The organism is Enterococcus timonensis, assembly GCF_900104595.1.
Classification (GTDB): Bacteria; Bacillota; Bacilli; order Lactobacillales; family Enterococcaceae; genus Enterococcus_J; species Enterococcus_J timonensis.
The window spans coordinates 301069-324765 of record NZ_FNVY01000002.1 but is presented as its reverse complement, the minus strand read 5'-3'; the positions used below and the strand labels follow the sequence as shown (position 1 = coordinate 324765).

Below are 23697 nucleotides of genomic sequence, written 5' to 3'. Positions count from 1 at the left end.
TTTGTTACACTAGCGATTGCTCGCTTAAAAATTTTGTTGCTTTTTGGTTGTTTTGACTAATCAAAACGTCCTTACACAATTTGGTTCGTTTTCACTTTGTTCAGTTTTCAAAGGTCTACATTCACTTATTTGTCGCGTTAGCAACTTTTATATCTTATCAAAAGTAAAAGTGAAAGTCAAGAACTTTTTTATTTTATTTTTGAAGGAAGTTGAAAAGTTATTTCAGCGACTTTAATAATTTAACATAACAATAATTCTCTGTCAACGACTTTTTTTAATTTTTTTAAAAAAAATTATGAAGCGTTGCAAAGGTTGAGATAAGTTAGTTAATTACTCAAGCGACGTATTTAAATATACCAAGAGTTTGCCAAAAAAGCAACAATTAAATTACAAATTTTTATCTTTTTTTGAAAAAGCGGACGTTACTTTTCTTTGCAAGTATATAGTTCGATAATAATAGAAAAGGTAACCTAAAAACTCTTGAAACACACAAAAACGTTTGTAGTTTTCAAATAACGAAAAAGCTCGCCAATTAGGCGAGCTTTCGATTATGAATCTATTTCTTTTTTAGGGACAATTGGTAGAAAAATTCGGAAAACCGTGCCATAACCTAAAACACTTTCGGCATGAATTTTTCCTTTGTAATTATCAATCAGTTGTTTAGCAATGGCTAAACCGAGACCATTGCCTCCTTGGTTGCGGCTCCGTGCTTTATCGACGCGATAAAATCGATTAAAAATCTTTTCAACTTCATCTTTTGGAATCCCTTCTCCAAAATCTTGGATTGCTAATTCCAAATAGCGCGTCCCTTTATCCATCGAAATATGAACTTCTTTACGCTTAGTAGAGTATTTTACTGCATTGTCTAGAATAATAATCATCATTTGCTCAAAGTGATTACGATAAATGGCTACCGTTTCTTCTTGATCCAGCTCATCATCTAGCGTAAATTTAAAATCCGGGTACAGCAATTCAAAATTGTGATAAATTTGGTGGACAACTTCTTTAGCTTCTGACGTTTTATCGTAATATTGAATGTCTACTTGCTCGGCCCGGGACAAATCTAGCATTTCTTGAACTAACATCTTCATGCGGGAAATTTCTTGCAAGGAGGCGCTTAATGATTCTTCTAGTACTTCTGGGTCATCTTTCCCCCAACGATCTAATAATTTTAAATGTCCTTCGATAATCGCGACCGGCGTCCTAAGTTCATGAGAAACATCTTGCACGAATTGTTCTTGTTGTTCGATATAGCGCCGCATCCGTTCCATCATTTCATTAAAAATTTCTGAAAGGTCGGCCAGCTCATCGTGGGTGTTTAACACTGGTGCTTTAACCATAGATTGCGGGTCGCGCCGAATGGTATCCATCGTGTCGCGCAAAACTTTGACTGGTTTTAGGAAATAAGACGATAAGAAAAAGCCTAAGACTGAGCTTAGTAATAGCGAAATGACTTCTAAAATGATTAATGTCGTCAAAAGACGTTCTTGAATTTCAAAAAATGGCGACAAATCATAAAATGCTTGACCGTAACCAACTAAATTTTTAGCTTTTTGACTATAAATAGGAACAACAGTAATAAAACCAGTTTTGTCTTGTCTTGTGACAATAGTCGGTTCCTTTTTTTGAGTAGCCGCTAATTCCAGAGCCTCTCCTTGGGAATTAAAAATTAATTTGCCAGAGCGATTATAGACGTAGACCGATAATTCCGGCTGCGACAAATCCGAAACAAAGCTGTTGTACTCTGGTAAATTACTATCGGCATTCGAACTGCTTTGACTGCTTTGACTGTCTTGGCTATTTTGGTTTTCTGGATCCGTTTGATTATCCGGGCTAGTCTGGTTTTCCGGATTATTTTGGCTAGCACTATTATTAGGCATATACGTGTTGACTTCTGTCAGCTGATGGATGGCGCTTAAGTAAGTAAGTTCGCTTTCACTAACCGAAAGACGATCCACCAGTTGGTCCATAGTTTTTGCTAAATTATTCCGTTCCCGCCCAATCATTAAATTGGAAGTTGTTTTATACGTGAACACCGCAAAAATCGTAAAGACCACAAATATAAAGAAAGAACTTGCTAAGGCCCATTTAACTGTTAAAGAAGGGCCTTTAATTGCAAGTTTTTTCATTTTTTTTGCTATTTTTTTCATGAACGCATAACGTAACCGGTGCCGCGAACTGTTTGAATATAAGATTCTTCACCGGGAACATCAATTTTATTCCGCAAATAGCGAATATAAACATCCACTACATTGGTTTCCACTTCAGACTCATAGCCCCAGACTTTAGAAAGTAAAACATCGCGGGCTAAAACAACATTCACATTTTCCATTAAAGCTAAAAGCAATTCGTACTCACGCTTAGTAAGTTCGATCATTTCGCCACCCCGACGAACGACACGATTTTCTTTTTCAATTACTAAATCGCGGTAAGTAACCGTTGTTTGTTTGGAAGAATTTTTATCGCCTTCAATATCAATGCGGCGCAATAAGGCCCGCAAGCGCGCTAATAATTCTTCAATGGCAAATGGCTTAACGATATAATCATCGGCCCCGTGGTCTAAACCAGAAACCCGATCAATCACTGAATCACGAGCAGTCATCATAATAATCGGTGTGTTTTTCACTTGACGAATCCGTCTAGCAACTTCCAGGCCATTAAGTTCAGGCAGCATTAAGTCTAGTAAAATGGCATCCCAATCTTTTTCTAAAGCAGCTTCTAGTCCAGTCCGACCGTTAAATTGACTCTCCGTATTGTAGCCTTCATGTTTTAATTCTAATTCTACAAAACGAGCGAGATTTTTTTCATCTTCAATAATTAAAATATTACTCACAGCGGATTTCCTCTCTATGTGCGATTTAAAACCTCACCCCAGGGTTCTTGGTTGTTTTTAATCTTTCTCATTTTAATTGTAAACGAAAATTTAGAAAGTGCAAGCGAATCGGCTATTTTTTCTAAAAAAAAGAAGCATCGCGGCTTCTTTTTTTTAAAATATTTTATTGTTCTGTATACCAATCGTAATGGAAGGTTCCTTCACGATCATTTCTTTGATAAGTGTGGGCACCGAAGTAATCCCGTTGTGCTTGGATTAAGTTAGCTGGTAACACACTAGAACGATATGAATCGTAATAAGAAATCGCTGAAGCAAAAGCCGGAACCGGAACACCTGCTTGAACAGCAAGAGCTACTACGTCACGCAAGCTTTGATGATATTTTTTAGTGATATCGGTGAAATATTCATCCATCACTAAGTTCGCTAATTGCGGATTGCGGTCATATGCGTCGGTAATTTTTTGTAAGAACCGCGCACGAATAATACAACCAGCCCGCCAAATACTTGCGATTTGTCCAAATGGTAAATCCCAATCATATTCATCACTAGCCGCTTTTAATTGAGCAAAACCTTGAGCATAACTCATAATTTTTGAAAAATACAATGCTTGGCGAATTTTTTCTACTAATTCTGACTTATTGCCAGAAGCTTCGACACTCTCTGGTCCGGACAAAACAGTACTTGCAGCGACTCTTTCTTCTTTGTAAAAAGAAATAAAACGTTGGAAAACTGATTCAGTAATTAACGGCAGTGGCACGCCTAAATCTAGTGACGATTGTGAGGCCCATTTACCGGTTCCTTTATTAGCCGCTTCGTCTAAAATCACTTCGACAATTGGTTTGCCAGTTAGTTCGTCTTGGCGAGTTAAAATATCAGTCGTGATTTCAATTAAATAAGAATCAAGTTCGCCTTTATTCCATTCGCTAAAAATTTCTTGAATTTCAGCAGTATCTAGACCTAATACCCGTTGCAAAAGATCATAACTTTCGGCAATTAATTGCATATCGCCATACTCGATCCCGTTATGAACCATTTTTACATAATGACCAGCGCCATCGGGTCCAATATAAGTAACACAAGGTTTTCCATCAGGAGCGACCGCGGCGATTTGTTCCACAATATCTTCAATCAAAGCATATGCTTCTTTTTGTCCGCCAGGCATTAGTGAAGGACCTTTTAAAGCTCCCTCTTCGCCACCGGAAACGCCCATACCAATAAAATTAATACCGGATTTCGCTAAGTCGGCATTCCGACGCATCGTATCTTTAAAGAAAGTATTGCCGCCATCGACTAAAATATCTCCAACAGATAAAAGTGGCAATAATTCTTGAATCGTCGCATCGGTTGGCCCACCAGCTTTAACCATTAAAATAATACGGCGTGGCACTTCAAGAGATTTTACAAAATCTTCCACTGTATACGTTGGAAATAATTTTTTATCAGGATGTTCCTCAGCTACTGCTTTAGTTTTTGAGCCCGTCCGGTTAAAAAGACTAACAGAATACCCGCGGCTTTCGATATTTAAAGCTAAATTTTTGCCCATTACGGCCATTCCTACGACACCAATTTGTTGCAAACTCATCTTATATCCTCCTTTTAAATTATCTACGACTCATTATAGCCTAAATACAACGAATGCTAAACAAAAAAATCTCAAGCCCCATGGTTGGCTTGAGATTTTACTAAATAGCAAACTATTTAGTTGCAGCTTAATAAATTAAGCTTGTTTAGCGACAACTTCACTACCGTCGTATTGGCCACAGTTGGCACAAACGTGATGTGAACGTTTCAATTCGCCACAATTTGGACAAGGATTTAGACCTTGGATGGTCAATTTATAATGTGTCCGGCGTTTTGCTTTTTTTGCTTTAGAAGTTCTTCTTGCTGGTACTGCCACAACTATCTACCTCCTTAAAATTTCCTGCAGAAAACTGCGATTTCCAATCTAGAAAATTATCAATCTTCTAAAAGATTTTTTAATTTTGCTAGGCGCGGATCAATTTGTTGGTCTTTTTCAGCCTGACGTATTTCGTATTCATCCTCAGTGAGAACTTCCCAAAATTCGTCCTTCAGTAAATTTTTTCCGGCAATTTCTTCCGGCGTTAAAATTTGCGTTGGAATGGCTAATAAAAGATAATCTTCCACTGCTTCCACAAGATCAATTGTTTGTCCTTCAACGATAATTACTTCATCAGTTAAAGTGTCAGTCATCTGCGCTTGAGCATGTGTTAAGTAAACTTCATCGATGGTAAAATCCATCGCAAGTTCTACTGGTTCAAGGGAACGACTTGACGGAAGAGTGAGTGTTGCTTGAATTTGCAAATGAGCTACTGTATCTGATTTACTAGGAATCAGCAAACCGGAAACAACTACTGGCGTAATGTCCAGTATTTCTGGATAGCGCGCTTGTAAATCTTTTTTCACATCTAAGGTTTCCGAGATTTCTATCGGTTCTTGAATATGTTTAAGTAATTCTTGGACTGAAAATTTCATCGTTTCACCTCTAAGCAACATTAGCAATTATACAGGCTTGACTATTCCTTGTCAACGTAAAATTCTTGACGGATAAAAGACAAGCTTTTTTTAAAAATGAAGCTGCAGGTTAGCTTTCGGCTAATCCTGCAGCTCCATAAATTTATCTAGTTGAAAAAAATTAGATAGCTGTTACTTCGCCACGGTAAACAAGGCCCCGACGAGGATCGATCGTGATTACTTCACCATCAGTTACAACGCCAGTTGCATTTGCACCACCAACGATAACAGGAATATCTTTAGCAATTCCTACAACAGCTGCATGGCTAGTTAAGCCACCATCTTCAACGATTAAACCAGCAGCTTTATCAATCGCTGGCATATAATCTTTGTCCGTTGTTGGAACAACTAAAATGGCGCCTTCTTGCATTTTTTCATTAGCTTCTTGAGCTGAATGAGCAACAACAGCTTTACCATGAACAGTTTGTGTACCAACGCCTTGACCGTCTAATAATTTTCCACCAACAAGTTGAACTTTCATAATGTTAGTAGTGCCGCTTTCGCCCACAGGAACGCCAGCTGTAATTAAAATCAAGTCGCCTTCTTTAGCTAAGCCAGTTTCAACAGCTTTTTTAGTTGCTAATTCAAACATTTCATCCGTGTTAGCTGGTTTTTGAGCAACAGTGGAGTAAACACCCCAGTTAACTGTCAAACCACGACGCGTACGTTCGTCAAAAGTAACGGCTAAAATATCAGCATCAGGACGGTATTTAGAAATCATCCGTGCAGTGTAACCAGATTCAGTTGCAGCAACGATTAATTTCACGCCAAGATTTTTAGCAGCAGTAGCCACAGCAGCTCCTACAGTTTCAGTTACATCAGTTTTATCAAATTGATTGATTTCATAGCTCTTTAATTCGCTTAAAGCTTCTTCAGCTTTTACGTTGATCCGAGCCATCGTAGCAACAGCTTCTACTGGGTAATCCCCATTAGCTGATTCACCAGAAAGCATTGTTGCATCAGTTCCGTCAAATACAGCATTAGCAACGTCAGATGCTTCAGCGCGTGTTGGACGAGGATTTTGTTGCATAGATTCTAACATTTGCGTAGCTGTAATAACTGGTTTGCCTAACGCATTACATTTTTTGATGATCCGTTTTTGAACCATTGGTACGTTTTCTGGTGGAATTTCCACACCCATGTCGCCACGAGCAACCATAATACCGTCAGAAACTTTTAAAATTTCGTCGATATTATCGATACCTTCTTGAGATTCGATTTTAGAGAAGATTTGGACATGGCCCATATCTTTTTCTTCTAAAATTTCACGAATATCTAAAACGTCAGAAGCTTTGCGGACAAAACTTGCAGCGATAAAGCTAATTTCGTTGTCTAAACCAAAACGAATATCGTCAGCATCTTTTTCAGTAATCCCAGGTAAAGAAATGGAAACGCCAGGTGCATTGACACCTTTTTTAGAACCTAAAAGTCCAGCATTTTCAACAACTGTTACTAATTCACGCATTGCATCATCTTTTTCTAAGATTTTCATGTCGATTAAGCCATCATCAAATAAAACATGGCCGCCCACATGAACGTCATCAAAAAGTCCTGGATAAGAAACAGCGATTTTTTCTTTGGATCCAACATGTTCGCCGTCCATTGAAATACGAACTTCGTCGCCTACTTCAAATTCAATTTTTCCTGATTCTGTGCCTTGAACAGTTGTCCGAATTTCAGCACCTTTTGTATCTAATAATAAACCAACAGTTTTGCCAGTTTTCTTTTCAGCTTCATGAACTAATGTCATCCGTCCTAATTGTTCTTCGTGGTCTCCGTGTGAAAAGTTAAAACGGAAAACATTGGCACCTGATTCAATTAAAGCTGCAATTGTTTCTACATCATTACTGGCAGGTCCTAAAGTACTAACGATCTTTGTTTTTTTCATTAGATAATATCGCTCCAATTCTATTTATTAATAGCAATTTCTTGCCATTTTTCAAGGTTAATAAGAAATCTCTTGGTTTAGCTCGTATAAACTCAAATCTGGTTGATGTTTATGATTTTCCAAGGTATCAATGATTTCTGCTGCAACAACTTTGCCACCGACAACGCCGATACATAAGCCGCCACGATTTTGTTCTAGTAATTCAACGGCATAAGAGCCGAATTTTGAAGCTAACACACGATCACGAGCAGAAGGAGCTCCCCCGCGAATGACGTGTCCTAAAATAGAAACACGGACATGGAAATTACCATATTCGCTCAATTTTTCAGCAAATTCATTTCCGCCCATGACACCTTCAGCTAAAACAATTAAACAATGTTTTTTGCCACGGTCACGGCCTTCTTGAATTTTACGAGCCACTTCGGCAATATCGAAGTTATGTTCAGGGATAATAATTTCATCCGCTCCACCAGCTACACCACTCCAAAGAGCAATATCACCAGCATTACGACCCATGACTTCAATCACAAATGTCCGCACATGACTTGTGGCGGTATCGCGAATGCGGTCAAGAGATTCCAAAACCGTATTGATTGCTGTATCAAACCCAATTGTAAAATCTGTTCCCGGAATATCATTATCAATGGTTCCAGGAATACCGACTGTTGGATAGCCATGTTCGGTTAAACGCATTGCCCCATGATAAGAGCCATCGCCACCAATCACTACTAAGCCTTCAATCCCGAATTTTTTAAGTTGTTCGATGCCTTTTAATTGGCCTTCTTCAAACTCAAAATCAGGATAGCGAGCCGAATATAAAAATGTTCCACCTCGTTGGATTTTATCGCCGACATCAGCAATGTCTAAACGGCGAATATCACCAGCAACAAGTCCAGCAAAGCCATAATTGATTCCATAAACTTCTAAGCCATCATAAATAGCTTTACGGACAACGGCACGCACAGCTGCATTCATTCCCGGAGCGTCTCCCCCGCTGGTTAAAATACCGATACGCTTCATTTCCTTCACCTCTTCAAATAAAATCTTGTCTGTGACAAGTTATTGATTTAGTTGCAGGCGCCATAGCACATTTTGCCCTCACTAAATCTTCATCGCTCGAGGTATATTCTACCATTAAAGAACAAATTTGTCTTGAAAATTGAGTAAAAATATCGTTTGCCCGTCGTTTACATGGCAATTTTTTCATAAATCTTTGCTAACAACATTTTCTGCTCCTAATAATTCTTTTAATTCACCTAGCAATGTTTCAGTAACGGCGACATTATATTGACTAGTTAATTGTTTAGTGACTTTTTGCTGCGGAAAATATAGAATGACTGCTGTATTTCCCGAGGAGTTAGCAAGAATAGTTTGAATTTTTTTCAGGATGCCGGCTTGTTCTGGCAGTTGTAAATACAATCGCCCTTGGTTAGCCGAAAGAATTTCTTCAAAGCTCTCAATGCTTTCGACTAAGACTTGCAGTTGCTCTTGATAACGAGACATTTCGACTTTACCAGTAACAAAAATAATTTGTTTTTCTTGTAATAAAGCAATATGTTGGCGAAACAGCTGTGGAAAAATCGTAAAACTCGTTTCACCGCTATTATCCATTGCGATTACAAAAGCCATTTGTTCATTTTTTTTCGTGCGGATTTTTTTAATCTCTTTAATATAGATAAAACTTTGAATTTTTTGTCCGACTTGATAATCAGCAATCTGGGTTGTTTGATATTTTTCTTGAAAAGCATTGGCTGCTTCAATCGGATGTCCGGATAAATAAGTCCCTAAGTATTCTTCTTCCAAATCAAGGCGTTCTTCTAAAGTATAATCATTGATTTCATTTTCTTTTAAAGTCATCACTGTTAGTAAATCCATTGATCCAGCGGCAAAAATAATATTATTCATGATGCCCCCTAACTGACTAATTAGTTGGCGGCGATTTTTATGGAGCGTATCAAAAGCGCCCACCATAATTAATGGCCCGATAGTTTCTTCTTTCAGCCACTTATTATCAATTCGAAATAAAAAATTTTCTAATGAAGTAAAAGGTCCATCCGCTCGACGTGTCGCTAAAATTTCTTTAAGAAAATCGCGGCGGACGGTTTTGATTTTGCCTAGACCAAAACGAATTCCCGTGGGTACTTGGGTAAATCTAGCAAACGACTGATTAATATCCGGCGGTAAAATATTTACGCCTGAACGCCGAGCTTCGCCTAAATAATTTTTAATTTTTGTGTCATTGTTGCTGACAGAATTTAAGATGGCGGTGAAAAAAGCTTTTGGATAATGCACTTTTAAATAAGCAAGTTGAAAAGCTACAAAGCTATAAGCAACAGTATGAGACCGATTAAAGCCATAATCTCCGAACCGTTCAATATAATCGTAAACTTGTTGGGCGACGGCTTCTTTTTTACCGAGTTTGACTGCGCCTTTGACAAACATATCCCGCTGGGCATCGAGGACGGCTTGATTTTTTTTCGAAACGGCCCGTCGCAAAATATCTGCTTGGCCTAAAGTAAAGCCGGCAAGTCGGTTGGCCACTTGCATAACTTGTTCTTGGTAAACAATAATGCCATACGTATTGCCTAAAATTTCTGAAAGTGATTCATCGGGGTAAGTAATTTTTTCCAGCCCTTTTTTTCGTTGAATAAAGTGATCAATATTCTCCATGGGACCTGGTCGATATAAGGCGTTGACTGCCGCCACATCTTCAAAAGTGGTTGGGTTCAGACGTTTTAAAACTGAACGAATCCCATTAGATTCAAATTGAAAAATTCCACTAGTGTCACCTCTGGCAAATAATTTCAACGTTTCTTGATCGTCAAAAGGAATCTCATGAACGTCAAACGTGCGACCGATTGTTTGACTGACATTATCTACGGCATCTTGTAAAATAGATAAATTTTTCAGTCCTAGAAAATCCATTTTCAATAGACCAACCGTTTCCACGTTCCCCATAGTAAATTGAGTCAACGCAATTTGATTGGCGCCGGTTTGAAGCGGCACCCATTGAACTAGTGGACCTGAACCAATCACCACACCGGCCGCATGGGTGGAAATATGCCGAGGCAATCCTTCTAAAGTAAGGGCCGTTTGAAAGAGCAATGTATTTTTTTCATTGGCGTTGACCAGTTCTTTTAAAGTGCTGGACTGCCGGTAAGCTTCTTTTAACGTAATTTTTAAAATGTTGGGAATAGCTTTACTCCATTGATTGGCCTCACTTGTCGAAAGTCCAAAAACCCGAGCGACATCTTTTAAAACCATTTTTGCTGCCATAGTGCCAAATGTGGCAATCTGGGCTACTTGGTCGCGCCCGTATTTATCGGCGACATATTGCAAGACAAATTCCCGTTTGTTGTCTGGCAAATCAATATCAATATCTGGCATATTTTTTCGTTCGGGATTTAAAAACCGTTCGAATAACAAATCATATTGCAAAGGATCGACATCAGTAATTTCTAAGACGAATGCCACTAAAGAACCGGCCGCCGACCCCCGACCTGCGCCAGTCATTACTTGATGGGTGTGACAAAAATGTAAAACATCTTCCACAATTAGAAAATAATCCGCAAAACCCATTTGTTCAATGACTGAAAGTTCGTAATCCAGACGTTTTTGGTAAGCTGGCGTGATTTCTTTTACCCGTTGAGGCATTTTTTCATTGGCTAATTTTTTAAGATGACTCGCCGCCGTGATTTCTGTTGGTAAAGGAAATTGTGGATATAAATTTTGATGAAGTGCCGGTGTAAAATCGAAATAGCTAGCAAAACGCAATGTATTTTCTTGCGCTTGTTGCCACAACTTTTGATGAATTCCACTAGTAGTCACCTCTTCTAGCGCACTTTGCCACTGCTCTTGGGACCATAAAAAATGATTTCCCGTTTTAGTAGTATTGGGTAAATCTAATTTTTCGCCAGTATCTAAAGCGTGCAAAACTTCTAAGGAAAAGGCGTCCGTATCTTTTAAATAAGCGACTTCATGTAATAGTAGACAAGCTATTTTTTCTTCGGCTAAAAGTTCTAAAAAATTATCTTGTTGCATCTTTATTACATCCGAAGTTTCTAATTGGACTTCTAGCCCCACTGAAAAATGAGAAATTTTTTCAAACTGTTGCAAAAATAAGCGCGCCGCTTTTTTTTGCCCCCCGCCGCTAAGAACAAAAGCCGGATTATCACTCGGTAAAACGACAAAAAGACCGGCTACTTTTTCTAAAATCGTCTCTAGTGGCATGGGGCCATTAAATTGCGTTAAGGTCGTTAAGCGCAAAATATTTTCATAGCCGGTTTGATTTTCCACATACAAAAGGATTTTTTCAGTTTTTTCTTGGTAAATATAAGAAAGAGCCACACCTATAATTGGTTGCAGGCCGGCATTTTGTGCTAGTGAACAAAAACTTAAGGCACCTGATAGTTGATTTTCATCTGTTAAAGCTAATGTTTGATAGCCAAATTTTTTAGCTTGTTGAATATATTGAGGTAGCCGAATGGTGGATTTTAATAAGGAAAAAGCACTTGTCGTATGTATTTGGGGAAACAAAAAAATCACCTCCATTTTTTTAGTGAACATTTATTTTACAAATTAGAAAAACATGTTAGAATACATAATGAAAAGGGGGCCTATCCATGCGTTACGTTATTGTCGTTTTTTGGGCGATGCTTTTAGGACAAATTGTGGGCTATATTGGCGGTGCGTTAAATCATCAAGTATATGATCCTATAATGACCACCGTTGTTTCATTGATTGCTGGCTTATTAGTGGTAGGAATTGGCTTTATTGCTCAACCAGACCAGAAGAAAACTGCAAAAAATGAATAAGATTTAACTTAAGCTTTGGTGAATCCACCAGAGCTTTTTTTATTTTCCATCTCATTGTTTCCACTATACCCTTTTTTTGAAAAATGGAAAAGAGAACAAAAAAAGTCGGCTACTAGGCCGACTTTTTTCGTGGAGATATTTTGTAATTTACTTATAGAATGGCTAAAATAATAAAATTCAATAAAAACAGTGCATCGACAATCCATAAAATAACCGGAATTTCTTTGGCGCGCCCTTTGACTACTTTGATTAACGTATATAATAGGAACCCAACGGCAATCCCGTTAGAAATAGAATAACTAAAGCCCATGAAAATGGAAGCGAAAAAGGCAGGCACAGCTTCGTCAAAATCTGGCCAATTTAAATTTTTAAAGGAAGCCATCATCATTACTCCGACTAAAATTAAAGCCGGCGCAGTTGCCTGAGTAGGCACGATAGCTAAAACGGGTGCGAATAAACTGCTGAGTAAAAATAATCCCGCTGTCACTACCGAAGTTAACCCGGTACGACCGCCAGCTGCAATGCCGGCTGCTGATTCTACATAAGTTGTTGTGTTACTTGTCCCAAAGATGGCGCCAATGGAAGTCGCAATCGCATCAGCGAACAAAGCGCGATCCATTTTTGTTTTCATGCCGCTAGCGGCATCAACTGCTTCTTCGTCTTCTTTTGAAAAAATACCTGTTCTTCGTCCAGTACCAATAAAAGTACCAATCGTATCAAAAGTATCCGCTAATGAAAAGGCTAAAATCGTCATTAAAACTTGGGGAATTTTGCTGGCATTTGAAAACAGTGAACCCATTCCGTTTGACCCAAAGGCTGCCCCGAAAGTCGTTCCCAATTCTGAAAAAGCATTTCCTAATGAATTGCCTTGCCAATCAATTGCCGAAACATCCACTACACCCATGACAATCGCCAAAACGGTTGAAGCGACGATCGAAATTAAAATCGCTCCTCTCACTTTTAAGACAAGTAAAATAATGGTTAAAATAAGTGCTAGAACTGCCAAAATAATTTTTGGAGAGTTAAAAGCGGCGAGCGCCGGTACGATTCCGCCACTACTAATTACCGTTCCGCTGCCGGCATTAGCATCGCCTAAAACCGAATACGTTCCTGGATCAGAAGTGAAATTTAAAAAGCCAGCATTTTTCAATCCGATATACGCTACAAAAATCCCAATCCCACCTGCAATGGCGTGTTGCAAACTTTCAGGAATGGCCGCAATAATCATTTTACGGATTCTAGTGACAGTAATTAAAATATTAATCAGTCCACAAATAAAAACCATCGCCAAAGCTTCTTGCCACGAATAACCTAAGCCCATAACCACTGTATAAGTGAAAAAGGCCGATAAACCCATTCCCGGTGCTTGCGCGTACGGAACGTTGGCAAAAAGTCCCATCACTAGCGTACCAATAACTGCTGAAATAATCGTTGCTAGAAATACCGCTTGAGTTGGCATCCCTGCTTGTCCGAGGACCTCCGGATTAACAAATAAAATATAACTCATTGCAAAAAACGTGGTGAGACCGGCCATTACTTCTGTTGAAACAGTTGTCTTGTTCTTCTTAAGCTGAAAAAATTTTTCCACGAGGCACTCTCCTTTTTTCCATTAACTGGAAGATTCTTTTACTTTAGTTCCTTTTGTCCGGAGACACAAGAGTAATTCGTAAATTAATAGATAGAATTTTATTATTGTTCGTCTTTTAGCGTGGAAGAAAAAACCACAGAAAAAAGTAAAAGACTTTTTTCTGTGGCTTTTTTTAGTGTAGATCGACTTTATCAGACAAAATTTACCTTTTTTTATCGGTGAACTTTGGGTAGCACTTAGAGAAAAAGATAAAATGCCTCCAGAGTGATGCTCACTCTTACACCATTTTCCTATTTTCTTACAGTACTGAACACCCAAAATTTACCTTTTTTTATCGGTGAACTTTGCTTGGCGTTCTTTGATGAATTTACGGATTTCTTCTGAGGAGAGGGCGGAATTTTTCAATTCTAACCGTTGGAAGTTTTTCAACCAGCGCCGTTGATGGAAATTAAATTGGGGCACTTTTAATAATTTTTCTGGCTGAGTAAATAAATCTTCTCGCCACTGGGCTAATTTTTGACGTCGTTTATTTAATAAACTTTCGGCATTATCCCGCTTTTCAGCAATGCTTGTTTTCACTTCTTCTAAATTACTAGTGACCTCTTGAACTTTTTCAGCCAAAGAGGCGTTGATAGCCGCCACCGCTTTTTGAAAGGCCACCATATTTTTTACAGTCATTATCAGATCGGCGATTGTGATTGCCGTAAGCGTTAGAGGCAACCAAGGGCCTGTTTTGCGTAAAACAAATTGCGCTCCTTGTAAAAAAAGTGGTTGAACGTAATAAACAATTCCTAGACAAGCCAGTCCCCAAAAAAGTGAAATCGGTAAAGCAATGCGCCCATTAACATTTAACGGGACATCATGATAATCCCACCAAGAAGCGTGAAACATTTTTTCTAAAGCAAAACTCGTTACATATTCTGCCACCGAACAAATCACCACCGCGCCTACAAACAGCAGGCCGACATTATTTTGCAGCGGTTCTAAAAAATACAGCACACCTAAAATAGCAAAACCATAAATCGGCGTAATCGGACCAAATAAAAATCCCCGATAGGCAAAATGTTTTTGCCGTAACGAAACATAGACCGTCTCCCAGCTCCAACCGAGAAATGAATACATAAAAAATAATAAAATGATGACCAACATCTCAAACATCCACTCAACCTCCGCTCTTTTTGTCATTGTAGCAAATTTTTCACTTACTGTCCTTTGCAAATATCGCCAACTATGTAAAAATAAGGAATGAAACGGAGGGGTCAGCTTGTTTAAATTATTACCATTTGCCAAAAAATATCGAAAGGAAATATTTCTCGGACCATTTTTTAAATTTTTAGAAGCGGTCTTTGAATTATTACTCCCACTCTTGTTGGCACGCATGATTGACTTAGGATTAAATAAAAATAATCCGGCAACAGCTTGGCGCTACGGATTATGGATGTTGGCTCTTTCCATTCTCGGACTGATTAGTGCAATTATTTGTCAGTATTTTGCCTCGATTGCCTCACAAGGATTTGGCACCGAATTACGCAGTGCTTTAATGAAAAAAATTAACGGATTTTCTTATCAGCAATTAGATCATTTCGGTACGAAAACTTTAGTCAATCGACTCACCAATGACATTACCCAAGTACAAACGGCTCTGGCGATGTTTATTCGCTTGTTTGTGCGAGCCCCTTTTTTAAGTATTGGTTCGGTAGTGCTAGCATTTTATTTAGATCGACAGTTAGGTTTGATTTTTTTAGCCGTTTTACCCATTTTTGCCATTGTTTTAGGGTTGATTATTTATTTTTCAGTTCCTCTTTATTCTAAAGTTCAAAAAAATCTCGATAACTTTAATGAGCAATTATCGCAAAACTTAACTGGTGTCCGGGTGATTCGCTCGTTTACTAAAACTGATCTGGCTACTGGTTTAGTTAAAAAAATCTCCAAGTCTTTAGCGATTTCTTATGAAAAAGTGGCCAATCTTTCTGCGTTGCTCACCCCGATTACGAGTTTTCTATTAAATCTCGGCATCATCGCCTTACTTTTCTTTGGTAGCCAACAAGTCAATGTCGGTCACCTGACGCAAGGAACGATTTTGGCGCTAATTAATTACATGTCACAAATGTTACTAGCGCTCATTGTGGTGGCTAATTTAGTGGTGCTTTTTACCCGCGCCCAAGCATCAGGCTTACGGGTAGCAGAAGTGTTGGCCGATAAAGATACTTTGACAGTCGGACATGAAATAGTCGATGTACTTGCTGACGATAAAAATATTTTAACTTTTCAAAACGTTGATTTTCGTTACACGACAGAAAGCGGCCTTGTACTCACCGATATTTCTTTTTCTTTAAAAAAAGGCGGCACATTAGGTGTTATTGGCGGCACGGGGAGTGGAAAATCTTCTTTAATTCCTTTAATTTTTCATGAATATGAAGCGAGCCGTGGCGAAATTTATTTTGCTGAGAAAAATATTTTAACTTTAGAAAAAGCGCAATTAATTGAGCAATTAGCTGTGGTCTTTCAGCAGGCAGTTTTATTTTCCGGAACGATTGCTGAAAATCTAGCATTCGGTAGCACCGCAAATATCCTAGCCATGACCAAAGCATTACAAAGTGCGCAAACTCTTGATTTTGTAACATCACTTCCGCAAACTTTTGATACCCCAGTTGAAGCCGGCGGGCAAAACTTTTCCGGCGGACAAAAGCAGCGGCTAACTTTAGCCCGCGCCTTAATGAAACATCCGGCCTTATTAATTTTAGATGATGCCACTAGCGCTTTAGATTACCAAACGGAACGACAAGTCCAACAAGCACTCGCTCTAAATTATCCCGAGACTGCCCAAATCATTATTTCTCAGCGGATTTCTTCTTTAATTCATGCCGATCAAATTTTAGTTTTAGATAATGGTCATCAAGCAGGCCTTGGCACTCATGACTCCTTACTTGAAACTTGTTCCGTCTATCAAGCAATTTACGCCTCACAACAGGAGGATGCCCAATGAAAAACATCCGTCGTTTTAAACTATTTCTCAAACCAAAATCCGCTCTTTATTGGGGATTTGTCACGGGAATTATTGGTAGCTTAGCTAGTGTCACTACGACTTATTTTTTAGGAAAAGCAGTCGACCTATTAATTGGCCAAGGTGCGGTGAATTTTTCTGCTTTAAAAATTATTTTGTGGCGCCTAGCCTTACTTATTATTTGCACTAGTCTGACCCAGTATCTCACGCAATATTTTGCTAATAAAATGGCTTATGAAAGTGTTCATGCTTTACGAACAAAGGCGATTACTCATCTAGATTTATTGCCGGTGAAATTTTTTGACACGCACAGTCATGGGGATTTAGTCAGTCGTTTTACGAATGATATGGACAATATTTCTGTGGCGATTACTGCCATTTTTACTCAATTATTTCAAGGAGTGGCGATGATTGTTCTCGGTCTGATTTTTATGCTAAGCTTGTCGCCTGCGCTCACCTTAACTTTGCTAGCCACCACACCACTTATTTTTCTAGTAAATTTCTTAGTGGCAAAGCATTCACAAAAAACTTTTTTCGCCCAACAAGAAATGCTAGGGCAACTAGCCAGCATTGCCGATGAAGGCATTACTGGTCAAAAAATTATTAAAGCCTTCCAACAAGAAAATGTTCGCCAAAATCTTTTTGATACTACTAATCAAAAACTTTATCAAACAGGGCAACAAGCACAATTTGCATCGTCTTTAACTAATCCGGCGGCCCGCTTTGTAGATCATTTGGCTTACGTGGCAATTGCCTTTGTGGCCGCTTGGTTTTATTTTCAGCATCCTAATGCGATGTCAATTGGTATTTTATCTAGCTTTACGATTTATGCTGGGCAATTTTCTAAGCCAATTATTGAACTTTCTGGCCTGATGACCCAATTGCAAACTGCCAAAGTCGGACTCGACCGCAGCTTTATGATTCTCGATGCCACCCCAGAAATTGTCACTAGCACAGCTCATTTCCCAGAAATTATTGGTCAAATTGAATTTTCTCATGTTGATTTTTCCTATGAAAAAAATCAAACGCTAATTACTGATTTAAATTTAAAAGTGCAACCCGGGCAAAAAGTGGCTATTGTTGGAAAAACTGGCGCTGGAAAATCGACTTTAATTAACTTGCTCTTGCGTTTTTATGAAGTAGATGCTGGGCAAATTTTAATTGATAATCAGCCCATTACAGAATTTTCCAGAACAAGTTTAAGAGAATATTTTGGCTTAGTCTTGCAAGAAACCTGGTTGATGAATGCCAGCATTGCTGATAATTTACGCTTCGGAAATCCTGAAGCGACGCAAGATCAACTGGAAGACGCTTGCCGACAAGCCCGCATTGATCATTTTATTAAAACGTTACCCAATGGTTATCAAACGATTTTAGGAAAAGATTTTTCAATTTCCAATGGGCAACGGCAACTGCTGACCATTGCTCGAACAATTTTAAAAAATCCGCCGCTTTTAATTTTAGATGAAGCGACAAGTAATGTGGACACGCTGACGGAAAAACAAATCCAAAAAAGTTTTAACACGATGATGGAAGGCAAAACGAGTTTTGTGATTGCCCATCGCCTAGCCACTATTCAAAATGCCGACTTAATTGTCGTCATGGATGCCGGAACGATTGTTGAAAGTGGCACCCACCAAGAACTTTTAACTAAAAAAGGCGTTTACTATCAGTTGTACCACGCTCAATTTGCTTAAAATAAAAAAAAGAACTGCGATTGAAAACAATATCGCGGTTCTTTTCATTTTTTGGCAGATTGCCGAAATCAGTAAAGGCTTTCTTGTGCAATTTCCCATTGCGGAGCGATTCCGCTTTCACTATACTTAACTCATAAATAAAAAATAAAGGTGAGTGAAACTAATGGTACAAATTGGTTTAAAACATATTTACAAAAAATACGAAAACAACGACTTTTATTCTGTTAACGACTTTAACTTGGATGTCGCTGACCGCGAATTTATCGTTTTCGTAGGTCCTTCCGGTTGTGGTAAATCTACTACTTTGCGGATGATTGCCGGTCTTGAAGATATCACTGAAGGCGAATTATTAATTGGCGACAAAGTGATGAACGATGTAGCACCAAAAGACCGCGATATCGCCATGGTTTTCCAAAACTATGCCTTGTATCCACATATGACTGTGTATGATAACATGGCTTTTGGTTTGAAATTGCGTAAATATGAAAAAGCTGAAATTCAAAAACGGGTAGAAAATGCCGCTGAAATTTTAGGCTTAACAGAATTCTTGAAACGTAAACCAGCAGCATTATCTGGTGGACAACGTCAACGGGTTGCTTTAGGTCGGGCCATCGTTCGTGATGCAAGAGTCTTTCTAATGGATGAACCTTTGTCTAACTTGGATGCCAAATTACGTGTTTCCATGCGGGCAGAAATCGCTAAATTGCACCGTCGTTTGGAAACTACTACAATTTACGTAACCCATGACCAAACAGAAGCTATGACCATGGCTGACCGGATTGTTATTATGTCCGTTGGTTTGATTCAACAAGTAGGTACACCAAAAGAAGTTTATGATACACCGAATAATTTATTCGTCGCTTCTTTCATTGGTTCTCCTGCTATGAACTTCTTCACTGTTACTTTGGACAAAGATGGTTACATTTCAAATGGTAAAGATTTGAAATTGAAATTACCAGAAGGCAAACATAAAGTCTTAGTTGAACATGGCTACGAAGGAAAAGAAATCATTTTCGGGATTCGTCCAGAAGATATTCACTCCGAACCAATTGCCTTAGAAACTGCTCCTGAAGCTGTTGTAAAATCTGAAATCGTTGTATCAGAACTTTTAGGTGCTGAAACGATGTTATACACTAAAATCGACGAAACTGAATTTGTTTCTAAAGTCGATGCACGTAACTTCTATCGTCCTGGCGATCAAATTGATCTTTCCTTTAATATTTCTAAAGGTCACTTCTTCGACCCAGAAACGGAACTTGTTGTCCGTTAATTAACCTAGGTCCCCCTTTTTCTAGCGAGCTGGCAAAGTTTTTTGCCGGCTCGCTATTTTTTTTGCGCACAAAAAAAATCCAGCAAAAATTTTGCTGGATTTTTTAATTTGAATTATTTATTTTGCCAAACGATAAATAGCATCGGCATAAATGACGGTCGCGCGCAAAATATCATCCACGGCCATAAATTCATTGGCTTGGTGCATGGTGTCCGTGTAACCAGGGAATTGGGCGCCAAACGCCACGCCGCGTTCTAACAAGCGGCCAAATGTTCCGCCGCCAATAATTTGTTCAAAGCCGGGAAGTCCGGTGTGTTCTTGATAAACGTCCAGTAAAGTTTTCACCAATGGATCATCCATTGGTACATAATGTGGTTGGCTATCGCGAGCACCTTTTTCAACTTGGAGATCTTTACCTACAGCATTAGTTACACCTGCTAATAAAATATCAGGGTTTGTGCCTTGAGGGTAACGGAAATTCAAAGTGATCAAGTTGTCATCTTCACCGTCTGTAAAATGTAAAAGTCCGGCGTTCATAGTCAACTCGCCCATTTTTTCATCTTTATAAGCGACGCCGAGATTTTTTCCATAAAAATCAGTATGAATTAAAGAACCTACAAAAGCAAAATCTTTGGCGCCTTGTTCTAGAGATAATTTATTTAAAAATTTCGCCAAAGTGGTGCCGGCATTAATTCCTGTTTGTGGGCTAGCGCCGTGGGCTGATTTGCCAATTACTTTTAAAGTCAGTTGTTGATCGCTCCGTTCAACTTTTCCAGTGACAGGATGACCTTCCACAAAATTAAGAAAATCTACTTCGATTTTAGCCGCTTCTTCAATCGATTCTGCAGTTAAATTTGCCGTGGCTGATTCGGGCACCATATTTTCGCGCAAACCAGAAGCAAAAGAATTTAATTTCAAGCCGTCGCCGTTGGTTCCTTTGGCGGTAACTTTAATGGTAATGTTTCCTTTTTCTCCATTAATAATCGGAAATTCTGCGTCAGGTGAAAAACCAAAGTCAGGTTTTTCCTCCACTGCAAAATAGCGATCCATATCTTTCCAACCACTTTCTTCATCGGAACCGATAACAAAGCGAATCCGTTTAGACAATGGTAAATTTAATTCTTTAATAATTTTTAGTGCGTAATAAGCGGCCACACTTGGTCCTTTATCGTCACTAGTACCACGAGCGTAAATTTTTCCGTCGCGAATTTCTGGTTTGTAAGGATCACTCACCCAACCAGAACCTGCTGGCACAACATCCATATGGCCAAAAATTCCTAGCGTTTCACTTCCTGCTCCATATTCAATATGGCCGGCAATATTTTCAACATTTTTGGTGATAAAGCCGTCTCGTTCACCTAATGAGAGCATCTTTAAAAGAGCTTCTTTTGGTCCTGGTCCAACTGGCGCGTCGTCGGTCGCTTTCGTGTCGTCTCTTTCGCTATTAATTTCTAATAAGGAAAATAAATCTTTTAACAAATCATCTTTGCGTGCTTCAACTTCTGATTTCCAATCAATAGTCATATTATCCACTCCTTTTTCTTTTCTCTCCTATGATACCATTTTTTAGGAAAGTTAAAAGGCAAAAACCTTGCACTAGTTTATAATGAAGGTGAGGTGATTAGTGATGGAGATAATTTCAGAAAATATTTTAACAAAAGTCATTCAACCGCGCCCGGAAAATTCTCATAAAGGAACTTTTGGTCGGGTGCTGTTAGTAGGAGGATCTGCGGAATTTGGCGGAGCCATTATTTTAGCTACCAAAGCTTGTGTTTTTGCTGGAGCAGGTTTGGTGACTTGTGCAACTGATCAAACGGTCCGCTCAAGTTTGCGTTGTGCAGTGCCAGAAGCTATGACGATTGATTTTACCGATTTTGATTCTTTAACTCAGCAACTAAAAACAGCTGAAGTTGTCGTGGTCGGTCCTGGTCTTAGTGAAAGTCTAAAAGCTGCTGATATTTTACACTTGGTCTTATCAATGCAAAATGAAAATCAATATTTAGTCATTGACGGTTCGGCAATTTCTTTATTTGGTGGCGGAGGATTTGAATTGAGTTATCCTAAAAAAGTTATTTTTACCCCCCACGCCATGGAGTGGCAACGTCTTTCTGGACTAAAAATTAAAGAACAAACGGCAACTAATAATCTAGCGGCCCAACAAAAACTCGGAGCTTTGATTGTTTTAAAAAGTCATCACACGCAGATTTTATGGCAAGAAAAAATACTGGAAAATCCATTAGGTACTCCCGCGCAAGCTACAGGTGGCATGGGTGATACTTTAGCTGGAATTATTGCTAGTTTTCTAGGACAATTTACTAAAGATTGGGCCGGACAAAATTTCATTGATACAGTGACAGCGGCCGTTTTTATTCATAGTTATGCTGCCGAAAGAATTGCCGCAAATAATTATGTCGCCTTACCCACGCACATCAGTGAATTATTGCCACAATTAATGCATCAGTTTAGTCAAGAAAATAAGCAGGCTAAAAAAACCGAGTCAAATTAAATTGACTCGGCTTTTTTTATTTATTCCGTAGCAAAAGTGACGTTTATTTTTTGGACAGGCACATCGTAAAATTTATCTTCGCGGCGCCCGAGAAAATCTTTTCCTTGTTTAGGAAAAAGAGCGTACAGTAAAATATCTTCCATTGATTTGGCGTAAGGTTTAATTTCTTCAGTAAAGACCGGCAGTTGCGGCGCTAATAAATCAGCGGGACGCACCGTAATTGGTTTTTCATCGCCAATTATTTTTTTTACGACCTCGGGATTTAACGGCGCACTTGGTCGGCCATACAAACCTTTGACATAATCTTTAATTTCATTAGGAACCATTTTATAGCGCTCGCCGGAAAGAACATTCATTAACGCTTGGGTTCCCACCATTTGAGACATTGGGGTAACTAGCGGCGGATAGCCAAGGTCGGCCCGCACTTTCGGCACTTCTTTTAACACATCGTCATAGCGGTCTTGCAAATTACTTTCGGTTAATTGATTGAGTAAATTTGACAACATCCCGCCTGGCACTTTATATAACAAAGTTTTCGGTTCAATATCTTTTACTTTAGGATTTAAAATACCGGATTTTCGGAAACGGTCGCGGACGGGATTAAAATGTTCAGCAATTTTAGCTACTTTGTCCATCTTCAATCCGGTTTCAAAGCCTAAACTTTCTAAAGCAATCGCCATAGATTCCGTGGCTGGTTGGCTGGATCCGCCGGCAAAAGAAGAAATCGCCGTATCGATAATGTCTGCTCCAGCTTCGGCAACTTTTAAATAAGTCATCTCAGCAATTCCCGAAGTGGCGTGGGTGTGAACATCAATCGGCAAGATTAAGCGATCTTTCAAGCGAGTTACTAATTCAAAGCCCGCTTCTGGTGTCAAAACGCCGGCCATATCTTTAATACAAATCGAATCGGCGCCAGCTTCTGCCATTTGGCTAGCTAAATTCACAAAATAATCCATCGTATGAAAATCACTAGTCGTATAAGAAATTGCCGTTTGACAATGTCCGCCCGCTTCTTTAGTGGCCGTAATAGCCGTCTGTAAATTTCTGACGTCATTTAAAGCATCAAAAATTCGAATAATATCAATCCCATTTTCGACGGATTTTTTTACAAATTCAGTCACTACATCGTCAGCATAATTTTTGTAGCCTAATAAATTTTGTCCTCGCAAAAGCATTTGTAACTTAGTATTTTTTACTTGGGCGCGGATTTGCCGCAGACGTTCCCACGGGTCTTCATCTAAAAACCGAAGACATGAATCAAAAGTTGCCCCGCCCCACATTTCTAACGCGTGATAACCTGCTTGATCCATCACATCTAAAATCGGCAACATATCAGAAATCGGCATGCGAGTGGCGATTAAACTTTGTTGTCCATCGCGTAAAACTGTTTCTACAAAGCGAATTTTTGGCACATCAATCGCTCCCTTTTTCTTTTTTTACTGGAAATATTTTTAAAAGTAATTTTGAAAATAAATATAAAATAAATAAAACTAAAAAGACGCCGCCCCAACCAAAAACTAAAAGTTCAAAGGCTGATTTTAAATTTTCTGTCATTTAGCTCATCC

18 protein-coding genes are annotated in these 23697 nt (G+C 38.9%); 5 read left to right on the top strand and 13 right to left on the bottom strand.

What is annotated here, in order from left to right:
* Positions 1–548 precede the first annotated feature (548 nt).
* The 8 genes from BQ5341_RS01825 to dnaE form a co-directional block, all read right to left on the bottom strand.
* Complete coding sequence (locus BQ5341_RS01825; protein WP_106396159.1) at positions 549–2129, bottom strand: HAMP domain-containing sensor histidine kinase; 1581 nt, start codon at positions 2127–2129, stop codon at positions 549–551.
* 17 nt (positions 2130–2146) lie between these two features.
* Positions 2147–2833: a response regulator transcription factor gene (locus tag BQ5341_RS01820; RefSeq protein WP_071130352.1), complete on the bottom strand. Its 687-nt coding sequence runs from the start codon at positions 2831–2833 to the stop codon at positions 2147–2149.
* A 163-nt stretch (positions 2834–2996) separates the two neighbouring features.
* Positions 2997–4415 carry an NADP-dependent phosphogluconate dehydrogenase gene (gene gnd, locus BQ5341_RS01815; RefSeq protein ID WP_071130351.1) on the bottom strand — a complete coding sequence of 473 codons (1419 nt, stop codon included), beginning with the start codon at positions 4413–4415 and terminating at the stop codon, positions 2997–2999.
* A gap of 135 nt (positions 4416–4550) precedes the next feature.
* Entirely contained in the window at positions 4551–4730 is a 180-nt protein-coding gene (gene rpmF / locus BQ5341_RS01810) for a 50S ribosomal protein L32 (RefSeq protein ID WP_071130350.1), read from the bottom strand.
* 59 nt (positions 4731–4789) lie between these two features.
* A complete protein-coding gene (locus BQ5341_RS01805) occupies positions 4790–5326 on the bottom strand; it encodes a YceD family protein (protein ID WP_071130349.1) in 537 nt (178 codons plus the stop codon).
* Positions 5327–5486: 160 nt separating this feature from the next.
* Positions 5487–7253, bottom strand: coding sequence for a pyruvate kinase (pyk, locus tag BQ5341_RS01800; protein WP_071130348.1), 1767 nt, complete (start codon positions 7251–7253; stop codon positions 5487–5489).
* A 57-nt stretch (positions 7254–7310) separates the two neighbouring features.
* Complete coding sequence (gene pfkA, locus BQ5341_RS01795) at positions 7311–8273, bottom strand: 6-phosphofructokinase (RefSeq protein WP_071130347.1); 963 nt, start codon at positions 8271–8273, stop codon at positions 7311–7313.
* Positions 8274–8456: 183 nt separating this feature from the next.
* A complete protein-coding gene (dnaE, locus tag BQ5341_RS01790) occupies positions 8457–11798 on the bottom strand; it encodes a DNA polymerase III subunit alpha (RefSeq protein WP_407920124.1) in 3342 nt (1113 codons plus the stop codon).
* A gap of 77 nt (positions 11799–11875) precedes the next feature.
* Here dnaE and BQ5341_RS01785 point away from each other — a divergent pair, with 77 nt between their 5' ends.
* The gene (locus BQ5341_RS01785; protein WP_071130346.1) at positions 11876–12067 is read left to right on the top strand and encodes a YjzD family protein; all 192 of its coding nucleotides are present in this window, start codon (positions 11876–11878) and stop codon (positions 12065–12067) included.
* Between the two features lie 151 nt (positions 12068–12218).
* Here the strand turns inward: BQ5341_RS01785 and BQ5341_RS01780 are convergent, their stop codons facing one another.
* Entirely contained in the window at positions 12219–13655 is a 1437-nt protein-coding gene (locus BQ5341_RS01780; RefSeq protein WP_071130345.1) for an NCS2 family permease, read from the bottom strand.
* A 321-nt stretch (positions 13656–13976) separates the two neighbouring features.
* On the bottom strand, positions 13977–14813 hold the full coding sequence (locus tag BQ5341_RS01775; protein ID WP_071130344.1) for a putative ABC transporter permease: 837 nt from the start codon (positions 14811–14813) through the stop codon (positions 13977–13979).
* A 106-nt stretch (positions 14814–14919) separates the two neighbouring features.
* Here BQ5341_RS01775 and BQ5341_RS01770 point away from each other — a divergent pair, with 106 nt between their 5' ends.
* The 3 genes from BQ5341_RS01770 to BQ5341_RS01760 all read left to right on the top strand — a co-directional run bounded on the left by BQ5341_RS01770 (position 14920) and on the right by BQ5341_RS01760 (position 19626).
* Positions 14920–16641, top strand: a complete 1722-nt coding sequence (locus BQ5341_RS01770) for an ABC transporter ATP-binding protein (RefSeq protein ID WP_071130343.1) — start codon at positions 14920–14922, stop codon at positions 16639–16641.
* The gene (locus BQ5341_RS01765) at positions 16638–18356 is read left to right on the top strand and encodes an ABC transporter ATP-binding protein (RefSeq protein WP_071130342.1); all 1719 of its coding nucleotides are present in this window, start codon (positions 16638–16640) and stop codon (positions 18354–18356) included. Before BQ5341_RS01770 ends, BQ5341_RS01765 begins: the two co-directional genes overlap by 4 nt.
* A gap of 163 nt (positions 18357–18519) precedes the next feature.
* Entirely contained in the window at positions 18520–19626 is a 1107-nt protein-coding gene (locus tag BQ5341_RS01760; RefSeq protein WP_071130341.1) for an ABC transporter ATP-binding protein, read from the top strand.
* A gap of 117 nt (positions 19627–19743) precedes the next feature.
* Here the strand turns inward: BQ5341_RS01760 and pepV are convergent, their stop codons facing one another.
* Positions 19744–21150 carry a dipeptidase PepV gene (pepV, locus tag BQ5341_RS01755; RefSeq protein ID WP_071130340.1) on the bottom strand — a complete coding sequence of 469 codons (1407 nt, stop codon included), beginning with the start codon at positions 21148–21150 and terminating at the stop codon, positions 19744–19746.
* A 103-nt stretch (positions 21151–21253) separates the two neighbouring features.
* Here pepV and BQ5341_RS01750 point away from each other — a divergent pair, with 103 nt between their 5' ends.
* Positions 21254–22132: an NAD(P)H-hydrate dehydratase gene (locus BQ5341_RS01750; protein WP_071130339.1), complete on the top strand. Its 879-nt coding sequence runs from the start codon at positions 21254–21256 to the stop codon at positions 22130–22132.
* A 20-nt stretch (positions 22133–22152) separates the two neighbouring features.
* On the opposite strand, the gene BQ5341_RS01745 is transcribed toward BQ5341_RS01750, so the two are convergent.
* Both BQ5341_RS01745 and BQ5341_RS10540 read right to left on the bottom strand, forming a co-directional pair.
* Positions 22153–23544, bottom strand: a complete 1392-nt coding sequence (locus BQ5341_RS01745) for an oxaloacetate decarboxylase subunit alpha (RefSeq protein ID WP_071130338.1) — start codon at positions 23542–23544, stop codon at positions 22153–22155.
* A 1-nt stretch (position 23545) separates the two neighbouring features.
* Positions 23546–23686, bottom strand: coding sequence for an OadG-related small transporter subunit (locus tag BQ5341_RS10540; RefSeq protein ID WP_162493215.1), 141 nt, complete (start codon positions 23684–23686; stop codon positions 23546–23548).
* Between the last annotated feature and the right edge of the window lie 11 nt (positions 23687–23697).